This is a genomic window from Candidatus Accumulibacter cognatus, from assembly GCF_000584975.1.
Lineage (GTDB): Bacteria > Pseudomonadota > Gammaproteobacteria > Burkholderiales > Rhodocyclaceae > Accumulibacter > Accumulibacter cognatus.
In genome coordinates this window covers 22,723-40,888 of sequence record NZ_JDST02000003.1, presented here as the reverse complement: position 1 = coordinate 40,888, position 18,166 = coordinate 22,723, and the positions used below count along the sequence as shown (strand labels likewise).

Below are 18,166 nucleotides of genomic sequence, written 5' to 3'. Positions count from 1 at the left end.
CTCATGGCTAGGAAAGCCTGCGTTGTCGGGCTGCTTGGCTGGTGGTTGGCAAGCCCGGCAGCAGTTGCTGAGGAGGCGATCGGTCGTTTGTTCTTCACCCCTGAACGGCGTCAGCAACTTGATCGGCGTCGAGAAATGAATACCCTCGACAAACCACAGATTGCGACTGATGCAACGCTCACGATAAACGGAATCGTCACCCGTAGCAGCGGCAAGCGTACGATCTGGATCAATGGCAACCCACAGCCGGAAGATGGAACCGCCAATGACTTGACCGTGATCGCGCAGCGCGGGAACCCGGGAAGGGTGGTGGTTCAGTCCGGTGCTTCTCTGGCCACCAGGGCGCGCGTCGGTGAGACGGTGAACCTGAATACCGGCGAAGCAAATGACCTGCTGAACGGTGGTCAGGTACGTGTTCAGCCTGGCTCAAGAGCGACGAAATAGACCCTGAAACGATGCGACGACTGGCGACAAGACTCCGAACATCGATCAGACGGAGATCGTCGACGAGGGTGAAACACGTGCGCCCAGAATACTGCGCCAGGATCGGTCAGCAGCGCCAGAGTGGCATCGCGCTGCTGGCGATGCTGACCTTGCTGACTCTTTGGGGGCTGTACCTGTTCGTCGGCCAGCTCAGTGCGCTTCAACTCAAGATGGCAGGTGAGCGGAATGCCGAGGCTGCGCTGACGGAGGCGAAACACGCCCTTATCGGACGCGCCGCCACCGACCAGAACCGGCCTGGCAGCTTACCCTGCCCTGCGATCGACGAGACCGGCGTAGCCCCACTCCTGATAGGCAATCAGTGTCCTTCGTACATTGGCCGCCTGCCTTGGAAAACACTGCGAGTGAGCGATCTGCGCGACCAGTCTGGCGAGCGCCTCTGGTATGCCCTCGCGCCCGCACTGCGTGACGACGATTCGGCGCAACCGATCAATTCCCAGACGCTACCGGAACTCACGCTCGACGGTAAGTCAGGCATTGCAGCCATCGTATTCTCCCCGGGGGTGCCCCTCTCGGACCAGAACGGCCGACCGAGCAACGCTGTCGCAGACTACCTGGACAGCAGCAACAACGACGGTGATTACGCCTTCGTTTCCGGGCCGCTTTCACCGACCTTCAACGACCGGGTATTGTCCATTAGTTGTGGCGACCTCTTCCGCGCAGTCAATCAGCGCGTTCTTGGAGAAGTGCGTGGCCCTGCCGATAATCCGGAGGGGCCGCCGACCTACGCATTGCGCCGTTACCATGCGGAGCATGCTACTTTTCCCTGGGCCGACAAAAACGGTGACGGATTCGGCGATATCGACACGACTGTTGGCAAACTGCCCAACAATGATCTTGTATTGCCAAACTCCCTCGCATGGCTGGGCACCAATGGCTGGCTGCCCTTGCTCACCTATCAGCGACTGAGCCCCAACTCGGCTAGGGTCGGAATAGTCGGCAGCAGCAATACCCTGAACGTCCTGCCCTGCTCAGGTTCGCCCTGCCCGTGAACGCTCTCGCCAGCAACGGCCACGGCAAATCACTCCGGGGTGCTTTCTCTCCGGGCAGGCCGTCCATTCTTCCGAATTCACGAAATCCATATCATCGGCAGCCTGCCATGAAGGATCCGTCCTTCCAGACTCCGACAAGCCGGGGCTTCACCCTGACCGAACTGGCTGTCGTGCTGGTCATCACCTCGATCCTGATCGGCGGGCTACTGGTGCCCCTGTCGTCGCAGATCGACGCACGCAACAGCAATGACACCAAGGCAGCCATGGCCGAGATCCGTGAGGCGCTGCTGGGTTTTGCCGCCGTCAACGGTTATTTTCCCTGTCCTGCAATACCGACCATCGCCAGCGGGAGTCCGAATGCTGGACTTGAGGGGGGCCGCAATGCGGGTAGCTGCATCCATCCAGCCGGGGTATTGCCATGGGCAAGCCTGGCGGTCGCAGAAAAAGACGCCTGGGGACGGCGCTACAGCTACCGGGTGACCCCGGAATTCAGCAACGCACCCCCCCTCCTCCCATTCAACCTCTCGTCCAGCGGCGATATCAAGGTCTTGTCCGCAGCCGGTGGCGTTGCTATAGCGACCGTCGTACCGATAATCGTGATCTCCCACGGCAAGAATGGCAACGGGGCTTACACGGCCGAAGGAGCGCAGTTACCTGAAGGAAGCGATGCCGATGAACTCGAGAACCGGGTCCTGATCACGCCTGCAGGTGTGTGGTCAGACGGCTCCGTTGCCAAGGAGTTTGTCAAACGGGCGGCACCAGCGCTCACTTACGACGATGAAGTCGTGTGGATTGCCCCCGGCGTGCTCTTCAACCGCATGATCATTGCCGGAAAACTTCCTTGATGTCGCTCGCAAGAACCTTTCTCGACCGGCTGCGCAATGCCGGCATCACCGATACCGACAACGAAGAACAACGTCTGCAGAAATCCCTGTTATTTTTTGCAACCGGGCTGATCTGTCTGGCTTCGGTTGTCTGGCTGTTGCTGTACTGGCAACTCGGGCCCCGATTTCCGTCTAACCTGTCTTTTGCCTTGCAGTTGCTGCTCGTCGGCAATCTTCTCATCTACCTGAAAACGCTCAACTTCAACGTCTTCCGCTGGATCCAGCTATCTTTGTTCTTGTTCACGCCCTTTATCGCACAATGGAGCATCGGCAGTTTCATCACCGCCAGTGGCATGAGTCTCTGGGCTTTGCTGGCACCGATCGGCGCAGTGCTGTTCATCGGCCCAAGAGAGTCTGGGGCCTGGTTTTTTGCCTATGTTTTTCTAACAGCCCTCTCGGGTGGCTTCGACTACTATCTCGCGGATTCGCTGAGCTTGGCGCAGCACCCAGTTCCACCGCAGACCACTGCATTCTTCTTTGCCCTCAATTTTGCGGCCGTATCAGCCATTGTCTATGTGCTGCTCCGCTATGCCGACTCCCAAAAGCACCAGGCTCAGCAACGCCTGCAGGAAGCTCATCGGCTACTGCAAAGTGAACAGGATCGTTCTGAACGACTGCTCCTGAACATCCTTCCCGCGCCGATTGCCAGGCGCTTGAAGAACGGCAACCAGACGATTGCGGATGGCTTTTCTGAAGTCTCGGTGATGTTTGCTGACATCGTGAGCTTCACGCGCGTTGCCGAAGGACTGACCCCCCAACAAGTCTTCGCCATGTTGAACAAAATCTTCTCCTGCTTTGACGAGCTTGCCGAAAAATATGGCCTCGAGAAGATCAAGACCATTGGTGATGCCTACATGGTCGCCGCTGGCCTCGACACCACAAGCAAGAATCCAACCGAGGCGCTGGCCGATATGGCGTTGGAAATGTGCAGCCTGCTTCATCATGACTTCAGCATCAACGAGATGCGCCTCGAACTGCGCATCGGCATCGGTACGGGCCCGGTGGTTGCCGGTGTCGTCGGCAAGAAGAAATTTATTTACGACCTCTGGGGTGACACGGTGAACATCGCCAGCCGAGTGACCACCGAGGGCACCCCTGGCATGGTTCAGGTCGATGAACGAACCTACCGGTGTCTGCAATGGGGTTTCGATTTTCAGGAACCCCGGACGATCTTCCTGAAAGGCAAAGGGAACATGGTCGTCCATCGCCTGATTGGCCGCCGAACCGCCGACAGCGCTTAGGCGGCTGGCTTGCCCGGGGGCAGCCTCCGCAACTCGAAGCATACCTGTCCAGTGACATTGTTTGCCAGTCGCAACACGTAGCCGCAGCTTTCCGCCTGCCGAGCTGCATGATAAAGCCCGACCCCAAGACCGCTTTCGGAAGTTACGGGCGCGCGCAGCAGGTCACCCAGGATATTTGGGTCAAGCGCGCTGCCTGTATCGCAGATACGTAGTACCGCGGCATCAGCGGTGATGGAGACGCACACCTGCACGTCGCTGTCCACTTGTGCCTTGAGGAGTGCGTTCTGCAACAGGTTGTCAGCGACGCTGTCAAAAAGCGCTACCGGCAGCAGGGCTTCGGGGTTCAGATTGACCGCTACGAAAGTAACCGGCGTCGTGGCGTAACGCTGTTGCTGAAGCTGCCACCACACCGCTACCGGCAGGAGGCCACCCGCCTCGGTTTGTGGCTTCTGGAGTTTGCTCAGGGTTTGTTGCAATCGTTGCGTGATCTGCGGCAACTGCCGCTGCAACAAGCGATCGAGCCGTTCGCCCTGCTGGCCGTTCATCGTCTGTGCCAGGTAACACAAATTGCTCAGCGATTGCAGCAGATTCTTGACATCATGCGTAAGGCGAGCACCCGTTTCATGAATCGCGCGCAGATAGCTCACCTGCTGCAACTCGCGAGCCCGCAACTTGGCGATGTAGTACTCGTTGGCTAGTTGCACCAGCAGATGAAAATGCCAAATCAGTGCCGGACTCAGCTTATGGCGCGTATGTAGGGTAAGTTGCAGGGGTTGTCCAGAAAAATCCTGACGAAAGCGCGACTCCCTGCCGAAGGTGCCGCTGCGCGCTCCGGCAACCCAGCTTCCCCCATCGACCCATGGTAAATCGAGCATTTCCGCGAGCGCCTGTGACAGGAACTGTTCCGGCTCGCTTTCGCTGCCGGCCAGCGTCGTCAGGCGATGTAACCACGTTTCAAACGGTAGCCCGATGGTCAGTAGATAGCGAGAGAAAAAGACGTCGAAACCGGTAAATCCAGGACGTGTGTTCCAGGCCCAGCCGATCAGCAGCAGCAGCAGGGCAATCGAGATCAGCGCGTTGAGTACCGCCTCGAGATATCCTGATTGGCGCAGCAGCATGAAAGCCAGGCTACCCAAGATCAATACTGCAATCAGGAGGAAAATGAACAGGCTGTAGAACAGGTCGATCATCCCGCCGCCGGGCCGGTCGCTTTCCTGTGAGAGTGGCAACAGCAGCATCACCAGAAAGAACACGAGTATTCCCCAGGCAAATTCTCGATCCAGTGACGGCTCGGTCAGCGCAGCATGCGGTACCACCTGGGGTACCAGCCAGAGTAGCAGCGCGGCTAGAAGGTAGGCAAAGGCGATCAGGTAGAATATACGGGTCGGTCGATGATCAATGAACATGACCCGTCCGCCGACCAACGCAGCCAGCATGACCACCCAGACGATCAGCAGCCACCAGCCGTACCAGGCGACGCCACAGCCAAGCACCAGGGTGAGCACCACCAAACCGCTCAAATCAACATTTCGTTCGGCGTAAGTGAACGGTTGCCAGAGAATGAACAGTCCGACATTGACTAGCCAGCAAAGCAAACCGATCGTCGTATCTGCCCCGGAGACCAGTGCCAGGTGCAACACCAGCAGCAAGGAAACCAACAGCCAGCGCTGACGCTGGCGCAAAGCGCTAGCGACACGCTGCAGCAAGGTCATGCAGCGTCCTTGCCAACTACCCGCAACCCTATCCGCACGCCCATGGCCAGTCCAACTCTGGTCAAGGGTGTCGAAATACCGACAGGTCCGAAGACCCCGACCGGCAAATCGGCGGGATTTTCCCGGTACGAGTCCGGGCACGGAACGTGCTCTGGATCCACCACCATATTCGACAGTCACCGGAGAATGACATGAACCAGCCGCACAAGCTGCAGTCGGGCTTTACCCTCGTAGAGGTTGCTATTGTACTCGTCATCATCGGCTTGCTGCTTGGTGGAGTGCTGAAAGGACAGGAATTGATCAACAGTGCCAAGGTAAAGAATTTTGTCAATGATTTTCGCACCGTTTCAGCCTTGATCTATGCTTACCAGGACCGCTTCAGGTCATTCCCGGGCGACCAGAATCAGACGCAACTGGATAATGCTTTTGGTGCCAACGTAGCGAACGCGTGTACCCCTGCTGCTGATGGTAAATGCAGGCAAAACAACGGACGCGTTGAAGGCGCCTGGGATGCCGGTGGCGCCGATGGCAAGGGGGTTGCCACCGACGAAAGCGTCGTCTTGTGGCAGCATGTTCGCTTGGCCAATCTGGCTACCGGCCCCACGGGGTTTGACTCCACTGACTACCGGCCGCGCAATGCCGATGGCGGTTTCATCGGTATCGAGAGCAACGGCGGAGTGACTGCGCCGTACATCAAAGACATGCGAGGGTCGTTCTTTGTTTGCTCGGCCGGCATCCTCGGCCGCCACGTCAAACAGATCGATACCACCATGGACGACGGTAATACCGCCGGCGGATCGGTTCAGGCAGTAGCGAATGGTGCCGCCCGTGGCAGTACGGCCGTCAAAACCATCGACATTCAGGAAGGGACCTCGTACACGGTCTGCGCCGCCTTCTGAACAGGGCCGTCACCTCGTCCACAAAATTAAGCACAGCCGGCTGCTGGCGGGCTCCCTCCTCCCTTACGGCAGCAAGCCAAGATCAATGCTGGGCTGGGTCTCCATCTTTCACGCCATTGTCGGTCGGCAGGGTGCCGCGAGTCCAGGGTTGCCGGCGCGGGCTGAGTGCTTAGGGGGCTTCTGCTATACTTGCGCCATGATCAGCGCTGCCTTCTCATGAGCCCAATACTGCCTTCTCCGAAAGCGCTCGACCTGGCCCGCCAAGTCCTGCGTATAGAAGCTGATGCCGTACTCGCACTGGTCGACCGCCTTGACGGCGGCTTCATGAAAGCGCTGCGGCTGATACTCAATTGCCATGGACGCGTAATTGTCAGCGGCATGGGCAAGTCCGGTCATGTCGGACGCAAGATCGCTTCGACCCTGGCCAGTACCGGCACGCCCGCCTTTTTTGTTCATCCGGCTGAGGCCAGCCATGGCGACCTCGGGATGATTACCCGCGACGACGTGCTGATTGCGCTTTCCAATTCCGGCGAGAGCGTCGAGTTGCTGACCATCGTGCCGAGCATCAAGCGCCAAGGCGCCAAGCTGATCAGCATGACAGGCAATGCGCAGTCGTCGCTGGCGACTGAGGCCGATGTGCACCTGGATGCCGCAGTTGCGCAGGAAGCCTGCCCACTCAATCTCGCGCCAACCGCCAGTACCACCGCGGCGCTCGCACTCGGCGACGCGCTAGCGGTAGCCCTGCTCGATTCCCGCGGTTTTGGTCCGGAAGATTTTGCCCGTTCGCATCCAGGCGGCTCGCTTGGTCGTCGGCTACTGACGCATGTACGCGATGTGATGCGCGTTGGGTCGGCTATTCCGGCCGTCCTTGCAGATACCAGCCTGTCCGATGCCATTCGCGAGATGTCGCGCGGAGGCATCGGCATGACCACCGTGCTGGCTCCTGATCGACGGGTGATCGGCATCTTCACCGATGGTGACTTGCGGCGTGCGTTCGCCACTCAGCAGGATCTGCGCACCCTGTCGATAGGCGACATCATGTCGCCAGAGCCGCGTACGATCGCCCCCGACCGGCTCGCGGTGGAAGCTGTCGAGATGATGGAGCAGCACAAGATCAACCAGTTGCCGGTAGTCGACGGCATGGGTATTCTCGCCGGCGCACTCAATATGCACGACCTTTTCAAGGCCAAGGTGATTTGATGTCGGACGCCCTCGACGACAACGCCAGGGCGCGCGCGCGCCGGCTCAAACTGATGGCTTTTGACGTCGACGGGGTGCTCAGCGACGGCTCGTTGTTCTACAGCGACGCCGGCATCGAGATCAAGGCGTTCAACACGCTCGACGGGCTTGGTTTGAAAATGCTCCAGCAGGCTGGAATCACGGTCGCCATCATCACTGGCCGGCGAGCCCGCTGCGTCGAGCTGCGGGCGCAGGACCTGGGTATCCAACACCTCTATCAGGCGGTCGACAACAAGCTTGAAACCATGCGTTTGCTACTTGCCGAACTCGGTCTCGGTACTGATGATGCCGGTTACATGGGCGATGATATACTCGACCTGCCGGTGATGACTGCCTGTGCCTTCTCTGCCACACCGGGCGATGGACATGCGCTGGTACAGCGCTATGCTGCGCTCACCACAGAGCGTCACGGTGGTCACGGTGCAGTACGCGAAGCCTGTGAGTTTATTCTTGATGCACAAGGCAAACTGGCAGCCGCGCTGGCACCGTATCTGACGATGGCCAGCCGATGAAAAAGTGGAGTAGCGCGCTGCTGCCGCTGAGTATTTTGCTCGTTTTGGTCGTCCTGACCGCCTGGCTGCGCTACGTCACCGAATTCCCTGAAGTACGCAATGACGGCAGGAATCGTCACGATCCCGACTACATCATCAGCGGTGTGCAAGGGCGTAAGCTCGATTCCTCGGGAAACCTGCTATACACCCTGAGCGCAGACGAGATTCGTCATTACCCCGACGATGATACGACCGACCTGCTCAAGCCGACACTGATCTACTTGGACCCCAAGCAACCGCCGGTCACCATCAGATCAGGGCATGGACAGGCGACCTCGCAAGCCCAGCGCATCGAGCTTTGGGACCAGGTGGAGATATACCGTGCTGCGAATGCCAATGAAGGGCAACTGGTGGCCACGATGTCCGAGCTGACGGTGCTGACCGAAGAGGAACGGGCTTTCACGAAGAGCCGGGTACTGATCACTCAGACCAACTCCTGGGTACAAGGTGTCGGCATGCAAGTTAACAACCAGTTGCGGACTTACCTGCTGGAATCTGATGTGACCGGACAAATCGAGAGCCATTTTTCTAGAAAGAAAGCTCAGAGATGAAGAAGATCCATTGCTGTGCCTGCGCCGCCAGCTTCCTGCTGCTCGCCCTTTCACTACCGGCGCAAGCCGAGCGTGCGGATCGCGACAAGCCTATTCATCTTGAAGGAGATCGCCTGAGCATCGATGACATCAAGAACGTCAAGATTCTCGAAGGTAATGCGGTCCTGATTCAGGGCAGCATGGAACTTCGTACCAGTCGCCTGGTGGTTACCCAGGACGCCGATGGTTTCCAGAAGGCCGTTGCCACCGGTGGTGCCAACGGCCTTGCGCATTTCAGGCAGAAGCGGGAGGGCGTCGACGAATTTACTGAAGGTGAAGCCGAGCGCATCGAACACGACGCACGCAACGAGATCACGCAGTTTTTTGTTCGTGCCTGGATCCGCAACGGCCTTGACGAGGTCAAGGGCGCGTACGTTTCCTATGATGCGTTGAACGAAAAATTCCTGGTCACCACGGCTGGTGGCAACAACAAGAGCGCCACCGGTGCAGGACAGGCACGCGTGCGCGCGATCATCCAACCAAAGGCCAAGAACGCGGATCCCGCGCCTGCTGACAAGAAAAGTGCCCCCCTGACCCTCAAGCCCGCAGCAGGAATCAACCCCAGATCCGACTGAATCGGCTGGTACCGGCGCCGCCGACAAATCATGACATGCATGACTGAAGAGGGAACTTGGTGATCGGGAAGCCGATAAAATGATGGCTGCTTGATGCGGCGCAACAAAGTGCTTGACAGGGTTCATCGAAAGTCTATAATACGACGCATGGTGCAGTGCAGCAAAAGAATCGCGAAGCCAAATGGTGCCGCGATCGGCGAGTTAACCATTGCACATGTTGTGTTGTACCCACGCTTTTATTGAGGAGATTAACCATGTTTAACACCCCAGAACAATTTGCCGCCGCCAACAAAGCCTCCGTTGATGCGATGCTGACCCTTGCCAACACCGCGCTAGCCAGTGCCGAACGGATTGCTGCTCTCAACCTGAATACCGCCCGCTCGATGCTCGAGGATGGCGTTGCCAATGCCAAGGCGATGCTGGGTGCCAAAGACCCGCAAGAGTTATTCTCGCTGCAGAGTTCGCTGGCACAACCCGGTCTTGAGAAGGCTGTGGCCTATTCCCGCAGTGTCTATGAAATCTCGGCGCAATCGAAGGAAGAGATCTCGAAGCTTCTCGAAGCACAATTCAGTGACTTCCAGAAACAGGTCGTCGGTCTGCTCGAGAAGGCCACCAAGAATGCACCCGCTGGCTCTGATGTCGCGGTTAACGCCGTCAAGTCGGCAATCGCCGCCGCAACCTCCGCTTTTGACAGCATGAACAAGGCTGCCAAGCAGGTTGCGGATATTGCAGAAACGAACGTTGCCGCAGCAACCAACGCCACCGTCAAGGCGGTGGGCACCGCTGCCGCAGCAGCCAAGAAATAAGCCTGTTTTTAGAATCCGGCACACGCCTTTCCATTGCCATTCACGGAGGACTCCATGAGCACCATCGACCTAGAACAACTCGCCGAGAGCCAGAAAGCCAACGCCCAAGTCATGATGACCCTGGTCCGCACGGCCTTCCACGGTCTCGAACAATTGTCAGCACTCAACCTCGCCGCTAGCCGCGAGCTGTTCAACAGCACTGCCAGTGGCGCACAACAACTGCTGGGCGTCAAGGATCCAAAAGATCTGGGCAACATCGCCGGTTCTCTGGCTCGCCCCAATGTCGATAAGCTGATGGAATACTCCCGCAGCCTTTACGATCTGGCAGCCAACATGCAACGCGAAATCACTTCGGTGATGGAAGATCAGTACAGTAGCATGCGGCACAACGCTTCCGGCCTGATCGAAAAGGTCGGTGTTGCCAACCCGATCTCGAGCGATGTCTTCGGAGCAGCAATGAAGCAGATGATGACGGCTTCGAGCACGGCATTTGAAAACATCTCGCAGATGGCCAAGCAGATGACCGACATCGTCGACACCAATGTCAAGGCGGTTACCAACGCCACCGCTCAGGCTGCTGCCGCCCTGACCCCGAAGAAGTAATCCGCTTGCTTCCTGGCGCCTGACTTGCGAAAACCCCGGCTATGGTCGGGGTTTGTTCGTTTACGAGATCAGGCCCGCCATTGCCAACGGATGCCCCGCCTCTCTACCTCTTGCCGTATCGACTCCATGGCTGCGTCAACGAGTGGCGGCTCTCCTTCGACCCCGAGTTCAAGATAACGCCGCTGCCCCTCGTCGGACATTGACGGCAGGCTGTACAGCCGCAAGGCAGGAAAGTCCGCGACGATGCGCTCCATCAGATCGAGGAGCGCACTCTCATAGGCATTCACGCCAGTGAGCAAGAAAGCCTTGTCCACGCAAGCCTGTGGGGCGAACAAATGCGCGTAGAAAGTATCGAGCACCCATTCGGCCATCGGATGCGCCATTTGCGGAAAGCCCGGCAGGAAGTGATGATCGCGTACGCGAAATCCTGGAATACGGTTGAACGGGTTCGGAATGATCTCTACCCCGCGCGGGAAGGTACCCAGCAGCAAGCGAACGTCGGTGATCTCGGCGCCAAAACGAGCGCGGATTTCGTGCTCAGCATCGGGATGCAGGACCAGGTCGACGGAGAGCGCCGCCGCCGCTGCTTGCCGGGTATGGTCGTCTGGCGTGTTGCCGATGCCGCCGAAACAAAAGACCACGTCCCCGGCAGCCAGGCTGCGCTGCAGCGTCGCCGTGATGCATGCGCGTTCGTCGCCCAGATATTCGGCCCACGCCAGGCGCAAACCACGTACCGACAGCAGTTCGGCAATTTTCGAAAAGTGCCGGTCAACGCGTTTTCCCGACAGGATCTCGTCACCGATGATGATTGCCCCGAAACGCATGCTTACTCCTTCAATAGTTCAAAGGCCTTCCCACATCTTCTGCAAGCGCTTGCTCGATACCGGTACCGGCGTGCGCAGTTCCTGCGCGAATAACTGCACGCGCAATTCTTCGAGCAACCAGCGGAACTGTTCGAGCCGCGCATCGGTCACTCCCTGCTTGGCCAGCACACTGGCACGGCGCTCGTAATTTGTCCAGAGCAGTGCGAACTCAGCCAGCAGGCGTGCATCCCGAATTGCACCTGGAGCGCCGCCCGACTTCAGTTTGTCGAGTCGCAGGGTGATCGCCTGGAAGTAACGCGGATACTGCTGCAGGCGTTCGAAAGGCGTCTCGGCAATGAAACGCTTGTGGATCAGGCGCTTCAATTGTCCTTCGATATCCTGCAGCGTACTGGCGAATGCCCTGAACGACGGCAGTTTTTTCTGCAGCGCCTGCCAGTCGCCGAGAATCTTCCCGAGCAGATGGCAGATTTCCTGCGCCAGCAGCCCAAGCCGCGGCTTGGCTTCGAGGCAACGCGCGTGGAAAGTGGTCGCATCGTTCGGCCATGGATCGAGCAGGCAGGCACGAATGAAGCTCAGATCGATCAACTGCCGCCGCAACTCATCGAGCGTACCGAGCGCCATGAACTGCAGTGCCATCTGGTTGAGCCCCGGCAGATTTTTCTCAAGGTACTTCTGCTGTTCGCGGAACTGCAACATGAACAGTCGCAATAGCCCAACCGCATGCGCCTGGCGCGCTTCATCGGGAGAATCGAAGACGCACAGCGAGACACTGTCACCGTTGTCGACCAATCCAGGGTAACCGAACACCCGTTGTCCACCGCCCACCCCAACTTCCATCCGCTCGGGCAGTTCGCCAAAGGTCCAGTCGCTCATTCCCGAGTACTCGCCAGGTGTTTCGTGCAGTTCGGAGAACTCCTGCTGCGCTTCACGACCCCACTCTGCGCGCAGGTCGCTGAGGCTGCGGCTCATTCCAAGCTGGCGCCCGCTTTCGTCGAGCAGGCGGAAATTCAGGGAGAAATGCGCGGGCAAGGCGTCGGGGCGAAATGCATCAGGCGTAATCTCCCAACCACGCGCGTTGAGTCCTCGCGACTGCAGGATGAAGGCGATCAAGGCGACTATCAGCGGCTTGTCCGAAGGCGACACCTGCGCGACGAACTCGGCCGCGAAGTCGGGTACCGGCACCAGTTTGGCACGCAAGCGCTGCGGCAACGTCTTCACTAGCTGCACGACCTTTTCCTTGAGCAACCCCGGCACCAGCCACTCGCAGCGCGAGGCCGGAATCTGGTTCAGTTGCGCCAGCGGCACGCTCAGCGTCACCCCATCGCGTGCGCTGCCGGGATCGAAGTGGTAAGCCAGCTCATAATCGACTCCGCCGAGCCGCAGCTGATGCGGAAAGGCCTCGCTGGTCACGCCGGCGGCCTCGTGCCGCATCAGGTCTTCGCGCTGCAGGTATAGAAGACGTGGTGTGGCGCGCTCGGCGTCGCGTCGCCACTTGTCGAAGCTGGCACCGCTGTAGATGCCCTCGGGGATGATCTGATTGTAAAAGGCAAAGATCAGCTCGTCGTCGACCAGTACGTCGGGCCGGCGTGACTTGTGCTCGAGTGTCTCGATTTCGAGCATCAACTGCTGGTTGTGCTGATAGAAGGCCCAGCGCCGTTCGAACTCTTCGCCGACCTCGCCGCCGACCAGCGCCTGGCGGATGAAGAGCTCGCGCGCCGCCTGTGGATTCAACGGCCCGAAGTTCACTCGCCGGCGCGCATCGACGACGATGCCATACAGGGTGATCCGCTCGAAAGCAATTGCCTGCATCGCCTTCTTCTCCCAGTGTGGGTCGAAGCAGCTGCGCTTGAGCAGGTGTGCGCCGACCTGCTCGAGCCATGTGGGGTCGATGCGCGCGACGCAGCGCGCGAAGAGCCTTGTAGTTTCGCTGATCTCGGCGGCGACGATCCATTTGCCGGCCTTCTTCTGCAGCGTCGAGCCCGGATGGATCAGGAACTTGATGCCGCGCGCGCCGAGATAGTGCGCAGATTCTTCCGACTTGCATCCCAGGTTCCCGAGCAGGCCGGCGAGCATCGCGCGATGGATCGCGTCGTAAGTTGCCGGCAACTGATTTTCCTGCCATTGGTGCTCGGCTGCGACGGCTTGCAACTGGCCATGAACTTCGCGCCACTCGCGCATGCGCAGAGCCGAGAGGAAATGGTCGTGACAGGCCTCGACGAGTTTGCGCTGCGACTTGCGGTGCTCGAATTCGGCCTGATACCAGTCCCAGAGCCTGAGCCAGGAAAGAAACTCCGATCTCTCGTCGGCGAATTTCCGGTGCGCGGCGTCGGCCGCCCCCTGTCGCTCCTGTGGCCGCTCGCGAGGATCCTGTACGGAAAGGGCAGCCGCAATCACCAGCACCTCGCGCAGGCAGCCTTCGTCGCGAGCGGCGACGATCATCCGCGCGAGCCGCGGGTCGAGCGGCATCTTCGCGAGTTCCTGGCCGGTTGCGGTCAGCGCATGCTCGGCACTCACCGCACCGAGTTCGAGCAGCAACTGGTAGCCATCGCTGATCGCCTTGCGCGGCGGCGCCTCGATGAACGGGAAATCCTCGATGTTACCGAGGCGCAATGCCTTCATGCGTAGGATCACGCCGGCCAGTGACGAGCGCATGATTTCCGGATCGGCAAATGCTGGCCGCAGCGCGAAGTCCTGCTCTTGGTAGAGACGGATACACACCCCTGCCGCCACCCGGCCGCAGCGCCCGGCCCGCTGGTTGGCCGAAGCCTGTGCGATTTTTTCGATCTGCAGTTGCTCGACCTTGTTGCGATACGAATAGCGCTTGACGCGCGCCAGACCCGAATCGACGACGTAGCGAATTCCCGGCACGGTCAGCGAGGTCTCGGCCACATTGGTCGCCAGCACGATCCGCCGACCGACGTGCGGCTTGAAGATCCGGCTCTGTTCCTCTGCCGAAAGGCGGGCAAACAGTGGCAGGATCTCGGTGTGCGGTGGGTGGTGCTTGCGCAGCGCCTCGGCCGCCTCGCGGATCTCGCGTTCACCCGGCAGAAACACCAGCACGTCGCCCGGCCCGACGCGATGCAACTCATCACAGGCGTCTGCGATCGCATCGTAGAGATCGCGTTCGTCGTCGGGAGCCGCTTCCTCCTTTTCCATCTGCAGCGGGCGATAGCGCACTTCGACCGGATACAGGCGGCCCGAGACCTCAATGGCCGGCGCACCGTCGAAATGCCGCGAAAAACGTTCGGCGTCGATCGTCGCCGAAGTGATGATCAGCTTCAGGTCGCGTCGCTTCGGCAGGAGCTGCTTGAGGTAGCCGAGCAGGAAATCGATGTTCAGGCTGCGTTCATGCGCCTCGTCGATGATCAAGGTATCGTACTGTTCGAGCCAGGGGTCGCCCTGGGTCTCGGCAAGCAGGATGCCGTCGGTCATCAGCTTGATGAAGGCATCTGGAGAAGTGCGATCGCTGAAACGAATCTTGTAGCCGACGAGCGTTCCGAGTTGGCTCTGCAACTCCTGTGCGATACGCGCTGCGGTGGCACGCGCAGCGATGCGGCGTGGTTGCGTGTGTCCGATCAGACCGGTCGTTCCGCGTCCAATGTCGAGACAGATCTTCGGGATCTGCGTGGTCTTGCCTGAACCCGTTTCGCCACAGACGATCACCACCTGATGCCTGACGATCAGCGCCTTGATTTCGTCGCGGCGCAGGTTGACGGGCAGATTATCGGCAAATTCCGGTCGGGGTAGCCGCGCGCGGCGGGCCTCGACGGCCACCCGCGACCGCTCGAACAGGCGATCGCTTTCGGCCTGCAGCGCATCGCGCTTCGTCCCGAACAGATGCCGGAGATCGCGCGCCAGCGAGCGCAGCCGGCGCTGATCGAGCGCCAAGCAATCGGCAAAGGCCTTGGCTGGCTGGCGAGTGTGCGAGGAAGATACGGTTTCTAGGGTCATCGGTCAGCAAAGCAGGCGTACAACCGAGTTGCAAGGGTTCAACCCGACGACAGATCCGGAGTCGATTTCAGGAGCCGTGAGCCATCGGTTCATTCTCGACGAACTGTTGCAGCATATCGAAGAAAGGACATCGCGCATTGCCCGTTCCGACTCGCGACGGCTCGGTGGGTGGGCGAGCGAGAAAAATGCACGGACACCCCATAATATGGGAGCCGGGGACTACTGTGCATGATAGGTAAATCTTACCGGCCCTTCCACTCGGCTCGACGCTTGCCAATGAACGCGTCGATTCCCTCGCCCGCGTCGTCGGTCATCATGTTGCAGGCCATCACTTCGGAGGCATACTGGTAGGCAGCGTCCAGCCCCATTTCAAGTTGCTTGTAGAACATCTGCTTGCCCATTCCGATGGCTACCGAAGACTTGGCAACGATCGACCGGGCGAACCGGTCAATCTCGGCATCGATCGCATCGGCAGCGACGACCCGATTCACCAGACCTTGCTGCAAAGCTGTTCGGGCATCGATGAAATCGCCGGTGAGCAGCATCTCGAGCGCCTGCTTGCGACCGAGGTTGCGCGACAGTCCGACCGCCGGCGTTGCGCAGAACAGGCCGACGTTGATGCCAGAGGTGGCAAAGCGCGCACTGTCGGCAGCGACCGCAAGGTCGCACATCGACACCAGCTGACAACCGGCGGCAGTGGCAATGCCATGCACTCGCGCGATCACCGGTTGCGGCATCTGCGTCAGGGTGGTCATCATCTTGCCGCAACGCCGGAACAGATCCTGCATGAACGCATGGTGGTGATTGGCCCGCATCTCCTTGAGATCGTGTCCGGCACAAAAGGCCTTGCCGGCACCAGCGATGATCACGACGCGAACTGCCGGATCCGGCGCGATCGCATCCAGTTCCGCCTGCAAGGCCGCAATCATCGCCTGCGACAAGGCATTGAACTGCTGTGCGCGATTCAGCATCAGCGTCGCGATGCCCTGGTGATCGGTGCGGATAACGTAGGGGTCTTCCTGGGTTGACGTCGGGGGATGCATGCTTCTCTCCTGGGAACGGGTTGTAGGGGATCATTTTCGAGGGCCGGACAAGCGTACTGCCCCAGACGGTCGACAAGCGGCGTCCAACCGCTTGCCGGCCGCAGCGGCAGCTTCGGCTCACTCGATCGCGGCTGCGGATTTCGCCTGTTCGCGCAACACGTACTTCTGGATCTTGCCGGTCGAGGTCTTTGGCAAAGTACAGAAGATCACCCGCTTGGGAACCTTGAAACGTGCCATGTGCTGACGGCAGAACTCGATCACCTCCTGCTCGCTTGGCGCCGCCCCTTCGCGCAGCTCGATGAAGGCGCAAGGCACTTCGCCCCAGGTTCGGTCAGGCGTGGCCACGACCGCCGCAGCAATCACCGCAGGGTGCTTGTAGAGGACGTCCTCGACCTCGATCGAAGAAATGTTTTCTCCCCCGGAGATGATCACGTCCTTCGAACGGTCCTTGATCTTCACGTAGCCATCGGCGTGCATCACCGCCAGGTCGCCGGTGTGGTACCAGCCGCCGGCAAATGACTCCGCGGTCGCTTTCGGATTCTTGAGATAGCCCTTCATCACCAGATTGCCACGGAACATGATCTCGCCCATGGTCTCCTTGTCCCAGGGTACCTCCTCCATGCTCGCTGGATCGAGCACGGTGATCGCCTCCTGCGCGTGGTAACGTACGCCCTGTCGACCGTTCAGATCAACCTGTTCGGCCACCGGCAGCGCGGCCCAGTTGGCGTGTTTGGCACACACCGCCGCAGGCCCGTAGGTTTCGGTCAGGCCGTACACATGTGTGAGATCGACGCCGATGTTCGCCATCGCTTCGATGACCGCGGCCGGCGGCGGCGCGGCCGCGATCAGGCCGGCGACCTGGTGTGTGATGCCGGCTCGCAAGTCGGCCGGCGCATTGGCCATCAGACTGTGCACGATCGGTGCGCCACAGTAATGGGTGACACCGTGTGCGCGGATCGCTTCGAATATCAGCTTCGGATCGACGCGGCGCAAACAGACGTTGGTGCCGGCGTTGGCGGCCATCGTCCAGACGAAGCACCAGCCGTTGCAGTGGAACATCGGCAGCGTCCACAGATAGACCGAATGCGGCGGCATTCCCCAACTGACGATGTTGCTCATCGAGTTGAGATAGGCACCGCGATGATGGTAAACCACGCCTTTCGGGTTGCCGGTGGTTCCCGATGTGTAGTTGAGCGAGATGGCATCCCATTCGTCAGCCGGTCCGCCCCAGGGAAACTCCGGGCTCCCGCCGGCAATGAACTGCTCGTACTCCTGCGTGCCCAGACGTTCGCCGGGGCCGCTGTACTCGGGATCGTCAACATCGATCACCAGGATCGGGCTGTGCAGAATGGCCAACGCCTTTTTCACGGTAGGCGAATACTCGCGGTCGGTAATCAGCACCCTGGCCTCACCGTGTTTAAGCATGAAAGCAATCGTTTCGGCATCCAGACGGGTATTGAGCGTATTCAGAACCGCGCCGGTAACCGGCACGCCGAAGTGGCACTCGACCATCTCCGGGGTATTGTTGAGCATCACGGCCACGGTGTCGCCCTCGCCGATACCGTGCTCGGTCAACGCCGATGCGAGACGTCGGACGCGGGTAAAAGTCTCGAGCCAGCTATAGCGACGCTGACCGTGAATCACTGCAGTGCGCTCGGGATAGATATAAGCGCTACGGGCAATGAATGTCAGTGGCGTTAGCGGCGTGTAATTGGCCGTATTCTTGTCGAGACCTTCTTGGTAAATATTTGGCAT

16 protein-coding genes are annotated in these 18,166 nt (G+C 59.6%); 11 read left to right on the top strand and 5 right to left on the bottom strand.

Annotated elements, in window-relative coordinates; translation table 11 throughout:
• Nucleotides 1-3: 3 nt before the first annotated feature.
• The 4 genes from AW06_RS19565 (at nucleotide 4) to AW06_RS00405 (ending at nucleotide 3,618) form a co-directional block, all read left to right on the top strand.
• Nucleotides 4-444 (top strand): hypothetical protein, encoded by a 441-nt coding sequence (locus tag AW06_RS19565; RefSeq protein ID WP_273704251.1) that lies wholly within the window; start codon nucleotides 4-6, stop codon nucleotides 442-444.
• A 77-nt stretch (nucleotides 445-521) separates the two neighbouring features.
• Entirely contained in the window at nucleotides 522-1,493 is a 972-nt protein-coding gene (locus AW06_RS00415) for a hypothetical protein (protein WP_273704250.1), read from the top strand.
• Between the two features lie 107 nt (nucleotides 1,494-1,600).
• Nucleotides 1,601-2,338 carry a prepilin-type N-terminal cleavage/methylation domain-containing protein gene (locus AW06_RS00410; RefSeq protein WP_034943830.1) on the top strand — a complete coding sequence of 246 codons (738 nt, stop codon included), beginning with the start codon at nucleotides 1,601-1,603 and terminating at the stop codon, nucleotides 2,336-2,338.
• The gene (locus AW06_RS00405; protein WP_034943826.1) at nucleotides 2,338-3,618 is read left to right on the top strand and encodes an adenylate/guanylate cyclase domain-containing protein; all 1,281 of its coding nucleotides are present in this window, start codon (nucleotides 2,338-2,340) and stop codon (nucleotides 3,616-3,618) included. Before AW06_RS00410 ends, AW06_RS00405 begins: the two co-directional genes overlap by 1 nt.
• Here the strand turns inward: AW06_RS00405 and AW06_RS00400 are convergent.
• The gene (locus AW06_RS00400; protein WP_034943824.1) at nucleotides 3,615-5,330 is read right to left on the bottom strand and encodes an ATP-binding protein; all 1,716 of its coding nucleotides are present in this window, start codon (nucleotides 5,328-5,330) and stop codon (nucleotides 3,615-3,617) included. The two genes, AW06_RS00405 and AW06_RS00400, sit on opposite strands and share 4 nt — an antisense overlap.
• A 191-nt stretch (nucleotides 5,331-5,521) precedes the next feature.
• Between AW06_RS00400 and AW06_RS00395 the strand changes: the two genes are divergently transcribed.
• The 7 genes from AW06_RS00395 to AW06_RS00365 all read left to right on the top strand — a co-directional run bounded on the left by AW06_RS00395 (nucleotide 5,522) and on the right by AW06_RS00365 (nucleotide 10,593).
• Complete coding sequence (locus AW06_RS00395) at nucleotides 5,522-6,229, top strand: prepilin-type N-terminal cleavage/methylation domain-containing protein (RefSeq protein WP_034943821.1); 708 nt, start codon at nucleotides 5,522-5,524, stop codon at nucleotides 6,227-6,229.
• Nucleotides 6,230-6,445: 216 nt separating this feature from the next.
• Nucleotides 6,446-7,429 (top strand): KpsF/GutQ family sugar-phosphate isomerase, encoded by a 984-nt coding sequence (locus tag AW06_RS00390; protein WP_034943818.1) that lies wholly within the window; start codon nucleotides 6,446-6,448, stop codon nucleotides 7,427-7,429.
• Nucleotides 7,429-7,980 carry a 3-deoxy-D-manno-octulosonate 8-phosphate phosphatase gene (locus tag AW06_RS00385; protein ID WP_034943816.1) on the top strand — a complete coding sequence of 184 codons (552 nt, stop codon included), beginning with the start codon at nucleotides 7,429-7,431 and terminating at the stop codon, nucleotides 7,978-7,980. Before AW06_RS00390 ends, AW06_RS00385 begins: the two co-directional genes overlap by 1 nt.
• Nucleotides 7,977-8,570 carry an LPS export ABC transporter periplasmic protein LptC gene (gene lptC, locus AW06_RS00380; RefSeq protein ID WP_034943814.1) on the top strand — a complete coding sequence of 198 codons (594 nt, stop codon included), beginning with the start codon at nucleotides 7,977-7,979 and terminating at the stop codon, nucleotides 8,568-8,570. Before AW06_RS00385 ends, lptC begins: the two co-directional genes overlap by 4 nt.
• Entirely contained in the window at nucleotides 8,567-9,184 is a 618-nt protein-coding gene (gene lptA, locus AW06_RS00375) for a lipopolysaccharide transport periplasmic protein LptA (RefSeq protein WP_034943811.1), read from the top strand. Before lptC ends, lptA begins: the two co-directional genes overlap by 4 nt.
• A gap of 254 nt (nucleotides 9,185-9,438) precedes the next feature.
• Entirely contained in the window at nucleotides 9,439-9,990 is a 552-nt protein-coding gene (locus tag AW06_RS00370) for a phasin family protein (RefSeq protein ID WP_034943809.1), read from the top strand.
• A 54-nt stretch (nucleotides 9,991-10,044) separates the two neighbouring features.
• Nucleotides 10,045-10,593, top strand: coding sequence for a phasin family protein (locus AW06_RS00365; protein ID WP_034943807.1), 549 nt, complete (start codon nucleotides 10,045-10,047; stop codon nucleotides 10,591-10,593).
• A gap of 68 nt (nucleotides 10,594-10,661) precedes the next feature.
• On the opposite strand, the gene AW06_RS00360 is transcribed toward AW06_RS00365, so the two are convergent.
• The 4 genes from AW06_RS00360 to AW06_RS00345 form a co-directional block, all read right to left on the bottom strand.
• Nucleotides 10,662-11,417, bottom strand: coding sequence for a molybdopterin-binding protein (locus AW06_RS00360; RefSeq protein ID WP_034943805.1), 756 nt, complete (start codon nucleotides 11,415-11,417; stop codon nucleotides 10,662-10,664).
• A gap of 18 nt (nucleotides 11,418-11,435) precedes the next feature.
• Entirely contained in the window at nucleotides 11,436-15,368 is a 3,933-nt protein-coding gene (gene hrpA / locus AW06_RS00355) for an ATP-dependent RNA helicase HrpA (RefSeq protein WP_273704249.1), read from the bottom strand.
• 242 nt (nucleotides 15,369-15,610) lie between these two features.
• Complete coding sequence (locus AW06_RS00350) at nucleotides 15,611-16,411, bottom strand: enoyl-CoA hydratase (RefSeq protein WP_034943803.1); 801 nt, start codon at nucleotides 16,409-16,411, stop codon at nucleotides 15,611-15,613.
• Nucleotides 16,412-16,528: 117 nt separating this feature from the next.
• Nucleotides 16,529-18,166 carry an acyl-CoA synthetase gene (locus AW06_RS00345; protein WP_034943800.1) on the bottom strand — a complete coding sequence of 546 codons (1,638 nt, stop codon included), beginning with the start codon at nucleotides 18,164-18,166 and terminating at the stop codon, nucleotides 16,529-16,531.

Bases quoted from the DNA above. Each gene is read 5' to 3' on its own strand.
- AW06_RS19565 (WP_273704251.1), top strand. From the start codon at position 4: ATGGCTAGGAAAGCCTGCGTTGTCGGGCTGCTTGGCTGGTGGTTGGCA.
- AW06_RS00410 (WP_034943830.1), top strand. From the start codon at position 1,601: ATGAAGGATCCGTCCTTCCAGACTCCGACAAGCCGGGGCTTCACCCTG.
- AW06_RS00405 (WP_034943826.1), top strand. From the start codon at position 2,338: ATGTCGCTCGCAAGAACCTTTCTCGACCGGCTGCGCAATGCCGGCATC.
- AW06_RS00400 (WP_034943824.1), bottom strand. From the start codon at position 5,330: ATGACCTTGCTGCAGCGTGTCGCTAGCGCTTTGCGCCAGCGTCAGCGC.
- AW06_RS00395 (WP_034943821.1), top strand. From the start codon at position 5,522: ATGAACCAGCCGCACAAGCTGCAGTCGGGCTTTACCCTCGTAGAGGTT.
- AW06_RS00390 (WP_034943818.1), top strand. From the start codon at position 6,446: ATGAGCCCAATACTGCCTTCTCCGAAAGCGCTCGACCTGGCCCGCCAA.
- AW06_RS00385 (WP_034943816.1), top strand. From the start codon at position 7,429: ATGTCGGACGCCCTCGACGACAACGCCAGGGCGCGCGCGCGCCGGCTC.
- lptC (WP_034943814.1), top strand. From the start codon at position 7,977: ATGAAAAAGTGGAGTAGCGCGCTGCTGCCGCTGAGTATTTTGCTCGTT.
- lptA (WP_034943811.1), top strand. From the start codon at position 8,567: ATGAAGAAGATCCATTGCTGTGCCTGCGCCGCCAGCTTCCTGCTGCTC.
- AW06_RS00370 (WP_034943809.1), top strand. From the start codon at position 9,439: ATGTTTAACACCCCAGAACAATTTGCCGCCGCCAACAAAGCCTCCGTT.
- AW06_RS00365 (WP_034943807.1), top strand. From the start codon at position 10,045: ATGAGCACCATCGACCTAGAACAACTCGCCGAGAGCCAGAAAGCCAAC.
- AW06_RS00360 (WP_034943805.1), bottom strand. From the start codon at position 11,417: ATGCGTTTCGGGGCAATCATCATCGGTGACGAGATCCTGTCGGGAAAA.
- hrpA (WP_273704249.1), bottom strand. From the start codon at position 15,368: ATGACCCTAGAAACCGTATCTTCCTCGCACACTCGCCAGCCAGCCAAG.
- AW06_RS00350 (WP_034943803.1), bottom strand. From the start codon at position 16,411: ATGCATCCCCCGACGTCAACCCAGGAAGACCCCTACGTTATCCGCACC.
- AW06_RS00345 (WP_034943800.1), bottom strand. From the start codon at position 18,166: ATGCCAAATATTTACCAAGAAGGTCTCGACAAGAATACGGCCAATTAC.